Below are 12317 nucleotides of genomic sequence, written 5' to 3' on the forward strand. Positions count from 1 at the left end.
CGGACCTACTCGACCGTGGAACGCACTTTCGCGCGGAAGCGGTCCATGAACGCGTCCGTGGCGGGGAAGCCGTCTACCTGGTCCGTACCTTCGTAATACTCCACGGCGATGTGACTGCCGTTGCCGTCACGGGAAATGTCCATCTGGACCACGCCGGCGTGACCGAGGATTTCGCGGTAGTCCCGCACGGAGTAGAAGGATCCGGGGTTTTCATGGAAATGGTACGCATCCGAGGCCTCCAGCCACGCCTGTCCGGCGCGATTGGTGCGCTGTTCCAGCGGCAGATACCCGAACTCGCGGCGGATGCGATTGAAGGCGGTATCGACGTCGGTCGCGGTGGCGACCTCGAAGTTGAGGACCTCGTTCGCGTACTGCTGTTGGCCGGAGGCCTGGTTGTTGGATCCAGCCGTGGAGCTGCTGGATGTCGTCGGCCGCGTCTCCTCAATCACGATGCAGCCGGACAGGGCCGCGATTGCGGCACCGGCGAGGAGGGTGCGGGTGATCGTGCCGTTCGTCATGGAGTGTCTCCTTCTTCCTTGGTTGGGTCATCGGCGGTGACGCGCGAGGCGACCGTGGGTTCTGGCTCCGTGGGTACACGGGTGACCGCCGCCCATTGCCCTCTGCGCCAGTCGGCGCTTTCGTCGGCTTCCTTCCCGGCCGCCTGGTCGCTGTGCGCCTCGAAACGGGTCGTGGCGACCACGCGACCGAGTTCCACCAGTTGGGCCTGATACAAGGGCATGCCTCAGCGGGCCTCGTCGGGATGCGTCCACTCGCCGCACCAGTGGATCGCCTTCGTCAGGGGGAACGGTCCGTCGCTCTCGCCTACGGGTTGCAGCAGTCCCGGGGGGTGGCGTCGGCAGGAGCCTTCATTGGTGCTCAGGCGGTGCCAGTAGATGCAGGCATCGCAGCGTGCACGGGCGAACGGGGTCTCAGGCATCGGTCGCTCCCGCGCTCTCGTTCCGTCGCCGGAACGTCACGTCCTCGACGCGCGCAAGGTCGAGATCGACAGCGGACGCGCGGACTTCGAGGCGGGATCGTTCCTCGCCGGTCTCGCGGTCACTCCATGTGGACTCGAACAGCTCTCCCTCGACGTGGACCCGAGCGCCCTTCGGCAGCAGGCGCGCGGCCTGCTCGGCACGGGGGCCCCACAGGGCTACGTCCAGCCAGAACCCGCCCTTGTCTTCAAAGTCGCCGTTGCCGTCGGGCTTCGGTCGATCAAAGAAGATGCGGAGGTTGGTGACGGGGGTCGATTCGCCGCTTCGCTCGGCATGGCGGAGCGTGGGCGCCGCGCCCAGGTTGCCGCGGCCGAAAAAGGTGTTGGACATGATTCGCACCTAGCGTGGGTTCGGTGTCAGAGTGCGGTGCGCCAGTCGAGGGATCTAGTGGAAATCCTCACTGATGGACAAGGGGTTTAACGCAGTCCATGCAGTGAGCCACTTAGCCCGAAAGGGCGGATTCGCTGACTGTGGAGGTGTCATTGCGGGAAGACAGGTGACCCTCCCTCTTAACGCTCCGCCCGGCGAGAAGACCCATCCCGAAGTATGACGCTGGTCAAAATGCAGTCGGTAAAGCGACGACCACAATAGCGATCTCGAAGATCCGTTCGTTCAGCGTATAGCACCCGTCGCCTAGCCTCGGGGATGCCTGATTGGTTCATATCTCGCTTGTTGCAGCCTTAAGTTTCTGCGAGTCTCGAAGTGTCGTTTCCCGACCGCATGACCCAGGCTTGGAGTGGCACGGCGGTCATTGGCTTCGCAATGGAGGGAGATTACTCGTCCAGGGGTGGACATCTTCGGCTGAAGTTGCCCACTCTGCACCAGGACTCTTCCACGACCCGAAGGAACCACAAGGAACCGCGATGAGCGAGCCGAGTCATTTGCCAAGTACTCCACCCTTGGTGGACCAAGTTCTTGATCATTCAAGCGTTTGGGGTGTGAGCAGCGCGGACGAGCTCTTAGAAGAGGCCCTACATGCCGTACGTACGCATATGGGGATGGAAGTGGCCTTCATATCGGAGGTCAAGGATGATCGCCGTTTCTTCCGGTACATCGAGCAGCAGAATGGTGCTCTGGAACTGAACGTTGGAGACTCGGATCCAGCGGAGGAAAGTTACTGTAAACGTGTACTCGACGGGCGGCTTCCGGAACTGATCCAGAATGCGGTGGAACTACCCGAGGCGCGCAAGATCCAGGCTACGCAAGATATACCCGTTGGCGCTCACATCAGCGTGCCGATTTGTTTTTCCGATGGCCGTATCTTCGGCACGCTCTGCTGTTTCGATCGCGAGGCCGACGAAACCCTAAGTGAACGCGACCTGGGCCTGATGCGCACGTTCGCGAGCTTCGTGAGTAAACAGATAGAGCGAGAGGAGGCTCGTCACGAGCAGTGGCTCAAAGGACGAAAACGCATTGAGCAGGTACTGGATAGGCAGGAGTTCCACGTCGTCCTTCAACCGATCTACGACCTGAAGACCAAACAAGCCTTGGGGTTCGAAGCCCTCGCACGCTTCGGCGGTGAACCGCGGCGCGGACCAGACCAGTGGCTGGATGAGGCCCACACCGTGGGTTTAAGGGAGGAGCTCGAACTCGCTTTGATAGCGCAGGCGCTTCGCCATCTAAAGGATATCCCTGCAGAGCATTACCTTTCACTCAACGCTTCGCCGCGGGTCATCCAGTCGGGGCGATTGTACGACCTGCTGTGCCAGTACCCGCTGAATCGGATCATGCTGGAAGTCACGGAGGAAGCTGCGGTGGAGGACTATGACCTGCTCCACAAGGCGCTCTCGGGGCTGCGTGACGGTGGTGTCCGTTTGGCCATCGACGATGCCGGCGCTGGGTACGCCAGTTTTCGCCACATCGTTCGATTGCGCCCCGACATGATCAAACTCGATCGAACTCTGATCGATGGCATTGCCACCAATGCCGAACTGCGAGCACTGGCAGTGGCCATGGCTCGCTTCGCGGACGAGATAGGGGCGAAGGTTGTCGCGGAAGGGATCGAGAACGAACACGACCTGGAGGCGCTGTTATGCATTGGTGTTCATGCGGCGCAAGGCTACTACCTAGGTGAACCCGAGCGTGCCGATACCTACGATTTCTCGGCCTTCGTGCCCTAACTGTGGAGCGCGTCTTGTTCTGTGACCATAGGGGTAGGTTCGGAACCCCAAGCGAGGCGCACGCAGTTAGCTGAGGTTCGAGCGGTTCGGACTATTAGTCTGTGCCGTTCGTCGAACCTTGACCGGTTATATGGCTCCATCGGTCTTCCAGCGCGTTCAAGCCCTGTAGCTGGGTGACCAGGTCCTTGAGGCGCAGCCGCTCGTAGTTCCGCCGACGGTGCTCGAACGTGAGGATCCGCCCTCGACGTTCGATCTTCAGCCACGCCAGACGCGTTCGCAGGGGTACGCCCTCGCGGGAAAGTGCCTCCTGCAGCATGTCCGACGTAAACATCAGCCAGGACTGGCCGATGCCGTCGAATCCACGTAGACGCCACCGGAACACGGACCCGCCTTCGCGCCGGGAGCGATGGATCGCAGGATGCGCGACCCAGGGCCGCTGGTACGTGTTCTTGAACTCCTGCACCAGCTGGTCCATCTGATGATCGATCTGCCGTAGCTCGGTTTCGAGAACCTGCATTCGCTTACGTGCGTCGGCGAGTTTCATGCGTCTCCTTCTCCAATGACCCCTGTGCCCCCCCCCCTTACCCTTAAAGGGCCCTTTAGGCCGTAACTACGTGGCAGGCCTCCGGCCATAACTACCCTTCGTGCATCTGAGCCAGCCGGTCCATCAGGTCCCGGTTTCCTGAGCCACGGGCGAGCCGTAGGACTCGGCGCGTTCTCCTGCAGGGGCATCGGTTTCATCGTCGTCCTCGTCGTCATAGAGCCCCGGGGGTGGCTCGCTGCGAGCCTTCGGGTCCCGAATGTCGGGTGCCACCGGTGCGCGCAACGTCCCCTCCAGGACTTCCTTCGGCGGCAGGCCGAGGGTCTCGATGGCCTGCCGGGCTTTCGCTGTGCCAGCGGCCACCTCGTCTCGGGTCACGCCCTGATACTGGAATCCCTGCGGAGCGTTGAACGCACTGCGGACCAGTCGGCCACCCTGATACAGCATCCGCTCGCTCTCGTCCCGGCCCATGAGCCCGACGTGGCGCGCGGTCAGGATGGCGCGTGCGGTCCGATCGAAGTCGGCGATCAGGTAGGCCCCCATGAAGCCGTAGGGGTTCGAGAACTCCAGTGGGACGGTGCACGGACTCTGGCTCTGAGCCACATCGATCTCGATACCGGGCATCGAGGCCAGGAGGCGCTCGGTCTGTTCCCGGAGGGCATTGATGCCCTCGCGGTTCTCCGTGAGGGACTCATAGGTCTGCAGCAGTTTCCAGTCGGCCCACGGATCGTCCAGGGCTGCGGCTCGCCAGATCCGCCGCATCGTGGTCGCGAAGCGCACGAGTCCGATGATGGGTGCCTTCTTGTCGGTGGCTCCGCGTCCGTGCACCAGCCGCTGCGCCTGGCGCGTCTGGATCTCCATCGCGGCGGACCCGCGCAGGCCTCCGGGTGATGAACTGGCGGTACGCCAGTCCACGATGGGGTCGGCCTCGTTGGGCATGGGTTTCGTGTCGGCCATGGTCGCCTCCTAATGTCGTGAGTGCCGGGAGATCCCGGTCAGCGTGTTCTATCACCGCCCTCGGATTCCTGGCAGGCCAAATCCCAAATCGCCTGCCAGGGGGCTTCCGGGCGGTATTCGTACAGATCGGAGCCAGCGATATAGAGTCCGATTGCCGTGAGCGCGGACGCCTGGAGATCCGGATCGAGTCCTCGTAGATCGGACAGGTCGAGCGGCCATTCCGGCGCGTTGTAGCAGGCCAGCAGCACGCGACGGACGGAGCGCGCCTGCCCGCTGTCGTTCAGCGCAACGTCCAGCAGTCGATCCAGGGCCTGATCCGCGTCTACTGTGGCAATCCTCGGCACGGCCGTTCCCCTCTGGTCTGGCTCAGGGGGGTGGGACAGTGTCCCCCCCCTCTGGTCTGGCTCAGCGATCCCAAACCGCGTCCACGCGGCGCTGGATCTCCTCCTTCACCTCCAGCGGTCGTCTCACGCCATGCAACCGGATCTCGCCGGTTTCGCCACCGCCCGCCGAGGACAGCCGGACCTCGCCGATGCCGATCAGGCGATCGATGAAGCCCTGTTCCAGGGTTGGGATCCGGGCATTGGCATAGCGCAGAGAGCGGCGATGGCGCGCGATGATCCCGGTCTGGACCGTCACGCGGTCGGGGTCGAGGGTGAATCGGTAGTAGTAGATCGCGAACACGATGCGGATCGCGGTGAGCACCATCCAGATACCGAGGACCATCGACAGTGCTGCCTGCACGATGGGCAGCTCGCCGATGCCCGGGATGGTCATGCGCCACTCGGCAATGTTCGCCCCTACTGGATCGGGCAACTGCCCCAGCCAAGCCACGATCTCCGGCGTCCAGGCCAGTACGGCGAGGAGCAGCACAAACTTGAGCACCGTGGGCCATACGCTGCGCAGCGCCGGCCGCAAGGTGTAGGTCGGCACCTCGGCGTCCGCGTCGGCGGGGTGGTCCCGGGGTGGCTCCCCGGCCGACGCCGGCGCGCGATACTCCCGTGCGGCCTGTCGCAGTGATTCGCTCGGTTCTTCGTCGTCAGGTGGCCGAGGCGGGGGCTCGGGTGGTGCGTCGGGATCGACCTGCTCCACGCCATAGCCCGCCTGCTGGCCGCCCCAATGCACTGGCACCAGCTCGTATCGCTTATCCGTCTCGCGATTCAGCGCGTCCCGGACCACGCGAGCGCGGCCGTGGCTGAACGGCATGTCATGTTCGTCGAGGATCATGCCCCTGGCTCCCTGGATCGGTGGGTGCTTCGGCTGCGGGCCTTCTCCAATCGCTGCACCAGTTCGTTGTTCGCGTCGGGCTCGACCGTGACCACCTGCGCCTCGGCCTGCTGGACGCTCGCCTGGTCGATCCGTCGTTCGCGCTCCGCCTGCTCGGCCTTGCGCCGGCGTCGTTCGGCCGCGTCCACGGCGTAGCTCGGCAGGAAATCGCCGCTGCGCGCCCGCTTGGCGACGGCACTCAGGTAGCGCAAGGGGTTGCGGATCGGATCCGTTTGAGCGCGATCCCGGATGGCACCGGCGACCTCGTCCAGGACCTGCTGGGCCTGGTCGGCGGGCAATCCCTGCAGACACCGATCAGCCAGCTTGCGGTGATCGGCGCCGAAGCTCTCGGGATAGTGCAGCGCGTCGGCCGACTCCTCACTGCCGCGCGCGCCCGGTTGTTCCAATACCTCAGAGGTAGGTTTTGTATCAGAGGTAGGTTTTGTAGTAGTAGGTTTATATAAACCACTACTACCCCCGCGCGCGCGAGCCGAGTTAAGATTCTTTACTTGGTACGAAGTTTCTGTTTTTGAAGGAGTTTCTACGGGATGGTCCACCGAGTTAAGATTCTTTACTCGGTGATCGGCGACCGAGTTAAGATTCTTTACTTGGCGCTCACCCGAGTTAGCCTCGTTAACTTGGCCGCTTCCGGCGAGACCCCAAGGGCTCGCGGCGGCCCGCACGGCCGGGTCGGGGTTATGGGTGGCGAGGCGGCGCTCAAAGCGACCGCCGGTGTCCACGGGATCCGTGAGGTCGCGGTCGGCATCGAGGCGCTGATGGATCGTGGACAGCACCTGCTGCGCAGTCTCGCGCACCCGTCGATGGCCGTGATCGGTCAGGCTCTCCAGATAGGTGATGTACTCCGGATCGAGGTACATCGCCTCGGTGACCGATACCGCCTCGTCGTGGATCGCGTAGACGCTCCCCCGGTATCGGCCCTGACCGTCACGGACGCGATCGCACAGCGAGATCCAACGCGTGATGCGCAGCATGGCGATCGCGGCGGCGATGGTGGGCCGGGACCCAAGCCCCGCGCGGCCGAACTCGTCATACGACGGGAATCCGGCGGGGGCCTTGGGATCGGAGTTCGCCTGGATCACCATCCAGGCGAGCTTGTCGGTAGGCCCCAGCTCGTCCGCGAATAGCAGCGCCCGGGGGTGGGAGTCATGCCAAGTGCCGAAATACAGGACCGCGCCTTCCTCGTCGCCGCCGGGGTCCGGCGGTCGATCCCGTAGCTGGCGCGCGGCGTCCTCCAGGTACGCCTTGAGCCCTCGGATGCGGGGTGTGATCTCCTCAGTCATGACGAGCCCCCGGCGGAATAGAGGTGGGTCCCGAACTGGTGATGCACCAGGTCGACCACGGGCCGCGCCGTCTTGGCGGGATACGTTGGGGCCCGATCAGTGAGCGTGTGCTGACACTCCGCGACGAGCCGGTAGACCGCAGAGGCCGAGGCCCCCGTGCTGCGCGCGACGTGGAGATAGCGATCCGGATCGGGTAGGTCCTTCGGGGCGGCCCGCCATGCGTCCCACATCGCCTGAGCCTGTTCGGACGTGGGTGATCGCGGCCGACCGGGCTGCGAGGGCAGTCCGAGCACTCGCCGACGTCGGGCCACATCCGTCGTGGTCATGCCAAATAGCGCCTCCATCATCCGGGCGTCTGCCTGGTGCCTAAGCAGCTCGTCCTGGACCTGCCGCGACTGGACCTCGTCCCGCGCGCGTTCGAGGAGCTGATCGAACCGATCAGCGTCGATCTGGAGGTCGATGAACAGATGCCCGAGTCGCGAGATTTCGACCAGCTCGTCGAAGGTCATGTCGGCGAGGGTCGAGGCTTGGTCGGGTGTGAGGCCCAATACGCTGAGGGCGTTCATGTCGGCGTCCTGCAGCCGGGACATGGCGTAGCGCAGGACATGGAGGGTGAGATCCGTTGTGCTGCTCATGGCTCAGCCCTCCCACGGATCGAGACCGTCCGCGTCCGCCTGGTGCTGCAGGTCCCGGCAGGCCTGGACGAGGGCGACGAAGTCGGCGAAATCGCGCTCGCGTAGGCACGAACTGACCATCCAGCCCAGCCCGCGCCAGGGTGGCTCGGCGATGTGCCGCGCGATGACCTCCTCCTCGTCGCCTCGGTGAATGGCTGAGGCCAGGCGATGGGTGGGGCATGTCTGCAGGACGCGGTCCGGGTGGAGGCCGATCTGCGACCAGCTGACCAGTAGCCACCAGGTCCAGTGCCGATAGTCGTTCTCCACCGCGTTCATCCGGGCCTCCGCCTCCTCGGCCGTCTCGCCCGGCAGGTCGAGGACGTAGCCATAGCCGATGTCTACGGGCTGGATCTGATCGGCGTAGTGGTAGCGAGCGGCGATCTGCTCGGCCAACGTGCAGATCCGACGCCTCAGATCCGCCACGGTTGGCGCGGCTGCGGGCGTGGGCGCGGGCTCAGTCGGTGCCGCGGCCGGTGGGCTGGAAGGAGGTGGGTCACCCGCACCGGCCCCATCACCGATCACTGGATCCGTTGCGGCCCCGGAACGTCCGGGGGACGCTCCGGGTGTCCCGGTAGGTGAGGCATCGTGGACGGGCGGTGTCTGTTGGACCATTGCGCCGGGATCGGCGTCCGAGGGCATGTCGGCTGGGTCCGTCGTCCCCTCGGGGTCCTGCGTCGGCGGCGTATCGAGTTCCATGCGCACGGTGCGCAGATCGAGGGACAGTTCTTCGGCCAGACGCCGCTCCAGTTCCTGCCGCGCGGCACCGGGGTCCCAATCGGGCGCATCGGTGGCGGTGAGGGCCTCCTCAAACACCATGTCCACCGCATCCTGGGTGTGCCCATGGGACTCGCCTACGGCATGGGCCGACCTATGGAGATCACGGAGCTTCTCGATGGCCTGTCCACCCAGGCCGCCATGGAGCGCCTGGGGGATGGACGGCAGTAGAGTCTTTGCTGCGTATTCAAATCGACGCAGTAGTTTCAGGGAGGCGGTGTAACCAATGTCCTGCAGTTGCCGTTGCAACTCCTTTCGGCTCAGACTCTCGCCGGCCTGCGCCTCGAACATTTCGCGCAGTCGATCGACCGCGAGGGCGCGATCGATCAGCGTCATCGTGCCGCGCATTTCGTTCTCGATCAGGTGTGCACCCAACACATCCTGGTCCGAGGTCCAGGGATGGAACAGCACATGGACCTTGCGGTACGCCTCGTCGCCGGTCTCTTCGTACAGCTCCTGCAGGATCTGCAGCCGCGTGTTCCCGCCGGCGCGCACCATATAGAGGTCGTCGTCCGGGCGACGCGTGACTTCAATGGCATTGTTCAACCGCTTCTGCGCCCGGATGGATGCCTTGATCTCGTCGTACTGCGGGTTGCGCTGCCGCCGGGGGTTTCCGTCATACGGCCGGATCCGGTCGATCTCCAACACCATCTGTGTGACGGTCAGAGGGTCGCCTGGCGGCAGATCCTGCGCCGCCGAATCGCCGAAATGGCCGACGGTCAGGCGGCTGCGCAACTCCTCGGAACTCAGCTGTTTCTTACCCATGTTGTGCCCCTCCCCGGATCAGGTGAGGCAACAGCTCCTCGGTGAGGCGGCGCATGGTCTCGGCACCGGACAGGGTGGGCCCTTGTCGGTGGGGCTCCCATCGATGGACGGGCACCTGCTGGGTGGCCGCCTCTCGGTAGGCCACGGCGGAGGGGATGAACGTATCGAGGATGGTGATCTGGCCTCGGCTTTCGCCGCAGGCCTCGCGCCGGAGTTCGTCCGCGATCGCGCGGCCGTCTCCGGTTCGGTCTACCCGATAGAGGAGGCCGCGAAGTGGACCGACCGGTGCGCCCATGGCCGCCATCGGTCGCAGCCGATCAAGCATCGACACGGTCCCGCGCGCGAACTCGCGGGCGGAGAGGATTTCCGGGGGAATAGGGGAGAGCAGGAAGTCTGCCGCCAGGACGGCGGCATCCTGCAGGGGGCCGACAGCCCCCTGGGTATCCAGCAGGACGACGTCATAGAGGTCGTCGTAATCCGCGAGGATGTGTTTGAGTCGCACGCGGCCGTCCGGCGTGTGCAGGATCCATTGCTGCAGCCGACCCTGGGGGTCGTTGGACAGCACAATGTCGAGGGCCCCGTCGTGCTCGCCGTCGAGCGGGATGTCGATCGGAGTGATCGTGCCGTCGGTGTCGCCGTTGGTAATGAGTTCCGTGAGCCCCCCGGCGGCGATCAGGGCCGGGTCCACCGGAAAGTAACTGGAAAGGGTGGGCTGGATGTCGGCGTCGATCAGCAGGACCTTGTAGCCGAGGTCCGCGAGGTAGGCGCCGAGATTGGCCGTGACGGTGGTCTTGCCCACACCGCCCTTGGTTGAGGTGGTCGTGATTCGGACTGTCATAATGGAGCCCCTTGGTACTGGTGTGTTTACCAGTCCTCACGGGTCACCTGACGTAACGCCCTCTACATTGTTTGGTCACCGGCACCGATTCGTAATCGATAGGTCGGAGGTTCGACTCCTCTCGCCGGCACCATCTTTTCTGTGGCTTTTCCCGCGTCCGCTCAGCTCCGGTTGCCGCTGCGCTGCGGGCGGCTGCCTCCGGGGCGGCCGCCTCCGCCGGAACGCGGGCCACCGCGGCGATCGTCGCGCGGCTTGCGCGGGCGTGGCTTTGGCTTGACCGCATCCTGGAACAGTCGCGCCGGGTCCACGCTCGCGGTGGGGATGCGCTCACCCAGATAGCTCTCGATATCCGGCAGGTAGAAGGCCGAGTCCTCGCAGCCGAAGCTGATCGCATCGCCTTCGGCGCCGGCGCGGGCGGTGCGCCCGATACGGTGCACGTAGTCCTCGCCGGATTGCGGCAGGTCGAAGTTGAAGACATGGGTGACCGCCGGGATGTGCAGTCCGCGGGCGGCCACGTCAGTCGCGACCAGGTAGGTGTATTCGCCGGCGGCGAAGTGTTCCAGCAGCTGCGAGCGCTTGTTCTGCGGCACGTCGCCGGACAGAAGCGCGGCCTTCTGGTCGTTCACGTTCAGCCAGTCGCAGACCTTCTCGGCACCGTGCTTGGTGTTCACGAACACGATCGCGCGCTCCGGCTTAAGGTCGCGTGCGAGTCCCAGAAGCAAAGGGATCTTTTCGTCGTTGGCCGGGTAGTAGATCACCTGGCGCACGCGCTCGGCGGTCAGGGTCTCGGCCTCGACCTGGACCTTTTCCGGATTGTTCATGTGCTCGTAGGCCAGCTCCATCACGCGGAAGGACAGCGTGGCCGAGAACAGCATGGACAGGCGTTCGCTGGCCGGCGCGCAGCCGCGCATCAGAAAGCGCACATCCTTGATGAAGCCGAGATCGAACATGCGATCCGCCTCGTCCAGTACCACCACCTCGGTCTGCTTGAGGCCGAAAACCTTCTGTTTGTAGTAGTCGATGATGCGCCCCGGCGTGCCGATCAGGATGTCGGCCCCGGCCTCCAGCTGCTCGCGCTGGCTGTCGTAGCCGGTGCCGCCGTAGGCCAACGCGAGCTTCAGCCCGGTTTCCGCACCCAGTGATTCGGCATCCTTGTGGATCTGGATCGCCAGCTCGCGGGTCGGGGCCAGGATCAGGGCGCGCACGTCCGTGGGCTGTCGGTTGGGTGACGGCTGCTGGCGCAGCAGGCGGTTGAAGGTCGCGATCAGGAAGGCCGCGGTCTTGCCGGTCCCGGTCTGTGCCTGGCCAGCGACGTCGTGGCCGGCCAGCGCGATCGGCAGGGTCTGCGCCTGGATCGGGGTGCAGGTTTCGAAACCGGTTGCACGAATGCCCGCCCGGACGGATTCGGGTAGATCGAGTTGGTCGAAGCGGGGTGTGTCCTGCACGGTTTCGGTCATGGGGTTCCTCGGTTCCTGCGTATTACTTGAACTGTCCGGCGTTGATGGTCGATAGTAAGGGCCGTGCAGCCGGCGGTGCGGGCTGCTCCCCCAACCCAAGTCATGAGGGCTCGGAGTGAGCGACAAAATTGTGTACACATCGGACGCCGGTTTCGACGAGGACGTCCTGAAGGCGGATCAGCCGGTCCTGGTGGACTACTGGGCCGAGTGGTGCGGGCCCTGCAAGATGATCGCCCCCATTCTGGACGAAATCGCCGAAGAATACGCCGGCAAGGTCAAGGTCGCCAAGCTGAACATCGACGAGAACCCGTCCACGCCGCCGAAATACGGCATCCGCGGGATCCCGACGCTTATGCTGTTCAAGAACGGCGATGTCGAGGCCACCAAGGTCGGCGCCCTGTCCAAGTCGCAGCTGACTGCGTTCCTGGATCAGCACCTTTGATGCTTGGGCCTGGCGGTTAACCGCCAGGCCTCGCAGGCGTCCGGTTTCTCCGGGGTTGCCCCGCGCCGCCGCCTCGCTTACCATCGAACCAGTTCGAGTGGCCGCCAGGCCATTCCCTGCCTCCTTCCAGTCAATCCGAGTGACCACCCCCGGTCGCCGATCATCCACGTTGAACACAGCATCCCAC

15 protein-coding genes are annotated in these 12317 nt (G+C 64.6%); 2 read left to right on the top strand and 13 right to left on the bottom strand.

What is annotated here, in order from left to right:
• Positions 1–5 precede the first annotated feature (5 nt).
• From D578_RS0102370 to ssb, 4 genes are read right to left on the bottom strand one after another with little or no spacing between them, the layout of a single operon-like run.
• Positions 6–518, bottom strand: coding sequence for a hypothetical protein (locus tag D578_RS0102370; RefSeq protein WP_018168696.1), 513 nt, complete (start codon positions 516–518; stop codon positions 6–8).
• Positions 515–739, bottom strand: coding sequence for a hypothetical protein (locus D578_RS0102375; protein WP_018168695.1), 225 nt, complete (start codon positions 737–739; stop codon positions 515–517). Before D578_RS0102375 ends, D578_RS0102370 begins: the two co-directional genes overlap by 4 nt.
• Positions 740–742: 3 nt before the next feature.
• Positions 743–937 (bottom strand): hypothetical protein, encoded by a 195-nt coding sequence (locus tag D578_RS0102380; protein WP_018168694.1) that lies wholly within the window; start codon positions 935–937, stop codon positions 743–745.
• Entirely contained in the window at positions 930–1325 is a 396-nt protein-coding gene (ssb, locus tag D578_RS0102385; protein ID WP_018168693.1) for a single-stranded DNA-binding protein, read from the bottom strand. The genes D578_RS0102380 and ssb overlap by 8 nt, the downstream gene beginning before the upstream one ends.
• A gap of 533 nt (positions 1326–1858) precedes the next feature.
• On the opposite strand from ssb, the gene D578_RS0102390 reads away from it, so the two are divergent.
• Positions 1859–3115 carry an EAL domain-containing protein gene (locus D578_RS0102390; protein WP_018948402.1) on the top strand — a complete coding sequence of 419 codons (1257 nt, stop codon included), beginning with the start codon at positions 1859–1861 and terminating at the stop codon, positions 3113–3115.
• 94 nt (positions 3116–3209) lie between these two features.
• Here the strand turns inward: D578_RS0102390 and D578_RS0102395 are convergent, their stop codons facing one another.
• The 9 genes from D578_RS0102395 to D578_RS0102440 all read right to left on the bottom strand — a co-directional run bounded on the left by D578_RS0102395 (position 3210) and on the right by D578_RS0102440 (position 11688).
• Positions 3210–3632 carry a hypothetical protein gene (locus D578_RS0102395; RefSeq protein WP_018948403.1) on the bottom strand — a complete coding sequence of 141 codons (423 nt, stop codon included), beginning with the start codon at positions 3630–3632 and terminating at the stop codon, positions 3210–3212.
• Positions 3633–3782: 150 nt separating this feature from the next.
• Positions 3783–4613: a PFL_4669 family integrating conjugative element protein gene (locus D578_RS0102400; RefSeq protein WP_018948404.1), complete on the bottom strand. Its 831-nt coding sequence runs from the start codon at positions 4611–4613 to the stop codon at positions 3783–3785.
• Between the two features lie 38 nt (positions 4614–4651).
• Positions 4652–4957: a hypothetical protein gene (locus D578_RS0102405; protein WP_018948405.1), complete on the bottom strand. Its 306-nt coding sequence runs from the start codon at positions 4955–4957 to the stop codon at positions 4652–4654.
• A gap of 61 nt (positions 4958–5018) precedes the next feature.
• On the bottom strand, positions 5019–5840 hold the full coding sequence (locus tag D578_RS0102410; RefSeq protein ID WP_018948406.1) for a PH domain-containing protein: 822 nt from the start codon (positions 5838–5840) through the stop codon (positions 5019–5021).
• Complete coding sequence (locus D578_RS0102415; protein ID WP_018948407.1) at positions 5837–7180, bottom strand: STY4528 family pathogenicity island replication protein; 1344 nt, start codon at positions 7178–7180, stop codon at positions 5837–5839. The genes D578_RS0102410 and D578_RS0102415 overlap by 4 nt, the downstream gene beginning before the upstream one ends.
• Positions 7177–7815, bottom strand: coding sequence for a DUF2857 domain-containing protein (locus tag D578_RS0102420; protein ID WP_018948408.1), 639 nt, complete (start codon positions 7813–7815; stop codon positions 7177–7179). The genes D578_RS0102415 and D578_RS0102420 overlap by 4 nt, the downstream gene beginning before the upstream one ends.
• Positions 7816–7818: 3 nt before the next feature.
• On the bottom strand, positions 7819–9393 hold the full coding sequence (locus D578_RS0102425) for a ParB family protein (protein ID WP_026289128.1): 1575 nt from the start codon (positions 9391–9393) through the stop codon (positions 7819–7821).
• Positions 9386–10231, bottom strand: coding sequence for a ParA family protein (locus tag D578_RS0102430; RefSeq protein WP_018948409.1), 846 nt, complete (start codon positions 10229–10231; stop codon positions 9386–9388). The genes D578_RS0102425 and D578_RS0102430 overlap by 8 nt, the downstream gene beginning before the upstream one ends.
• Before the next feature lie 161 nt (positions 10232–10392).
• The gene (locus tag D578_RS0102440) at positions 10393–11688 is read right to left on the bottom strand and encodes a DEAD/DEAH box helicase (RefSeq protein WP_018948410.1); all 1296 of its coding nucleotides are present in this window, start codon (positions 11686–11688) and stop codon (positions 10393–10395) included.
• 115 nt (positions 11689–11803) lie between these two features.
• Between D578_RS0102440 and trxA the strand changes: the two genes are divergently transcribed.
• Positions 11804–12130 carry a thioredoxin TrxA gene (gene trxA / locus D578_RS0102445; RefSeq protein WP_012983830.1) on the top strand — a complete coding sequence of 109 codons (327 nt, stop codon included), beginning with the start codon at positions 11804–11806 and terminating at the stop codon, positions 12128–12130.
• Positions 12131–12317: the final 187 nt, after the last annotated feature.

Origin of the sequence: Thioalkalivibrio sp. ALMg11 (assembly GCF_000377905.1) — a bacterium.
GTDB lineage: Bacteria > Pseudomonadota > Gammaproteobacteria > Ectothiorhodospirales > Ectothiorhodospiraceae > Thioalkalivibrio.

What these genes read in the sequence shown, in the direction of transcription:
- D578_RS0102420 (WP_018948408.1), bottom strand. Translation starts at nt 7,815, where the DNA reads ATGAGCAGCACAACGGATCTCACCCTCCATGTCCTGCGCTACGCCATG.
- D578_RS0102410 (WP_018948406.1), bottom strand. Translation starts at nt 5,840, where the DNA reads ATGATCCTCGACGAACATGACATGCCGTTCAGCCACGGCCGCGCTCGC.
- D578_RS0102400 (WP_018948404.1), bottom strand. Translation starts at nt 4,613, where the DNA reads ATGGCCGACACGAAACCCATGCCCAACGAGGCCGACCCCATCGTGGAC.
- D578_RS0102415 (WP_018948407.1), bottom strand. Translation starts at nt 7,180, where the DNA reads ATGACTGAGGAGATCACACCCCGCATCCGAGGGCTCAAGGCGTACCTG.
- D578_RS0102375 (WP_018168695.1), bottom strand. Translation starts at nt 739, where the DNA reads ATGCCCTTGTATCAGGCCCAACTGGTGGAACTCGGTCGCGTGGTCGCC.
- D578_RS0102370 (WP_018168696.1), bottom strand. Translation starts at nt 518, where the DNA reads ATGACGAACGGCACGATCACCCGCACCCTCCTCGCCGGTGCCGCAATC.
- D578_RS0102430 (WP_018948409.1), bottom strand. Translation starts at nt 10,231, where the DNA reads ATGACAGTCCGAATCACGACCACCTCAACCAAGGGCGGTGTGGGCAAG.
- D578_RS0102380 (WP_018168694.1), bottom strand. Translation starts at nt 937, where the DNA reads ATGCCTGAGACCCCGTTCGCCCGTGCACGCTGCGATGCCTGCATCTAC.
- D578_RS0102425 (WP_026289128.1), bottom strand. Translation starts at nt 9,393, where the DNA reads ATGGGTAAGAAACAGCTGAGTTCCGAGGAGTTGCGCAGCCGCCTGACC.
- ssb (WP_018168693.1), bottom strand. Translation starts at nt 1,325, where the DNA reads ATGTCCAACACCTTTTTCGGCCGCGGCAACCTGGGCGCGGCGCCCACG.
- D578_RS0102390 (WP_018948402.1), top strand. Translation starts at nt 1,859, where the DNA reads ATGAGCGAGCCGAGTCATTTGCCAAGTACTCCACCCTTGGTGGACCAA.
- D578_RS0102440 (WP_018948410.1), bottom strand. Translation starts at nt 11,688, where the DNA reads ATGACCGAAACCGTGCAGGACACACCCCGCTTCGACCAACTCGATCTA.
- D578_RS0102395 (WP_018948403.1), bottom strand. Translation starts at nt 3,632, where the DNA reads ATGCAGGTTCTCGAAACCGAGCTACGGCAGATCGATCATCAGATGGAC.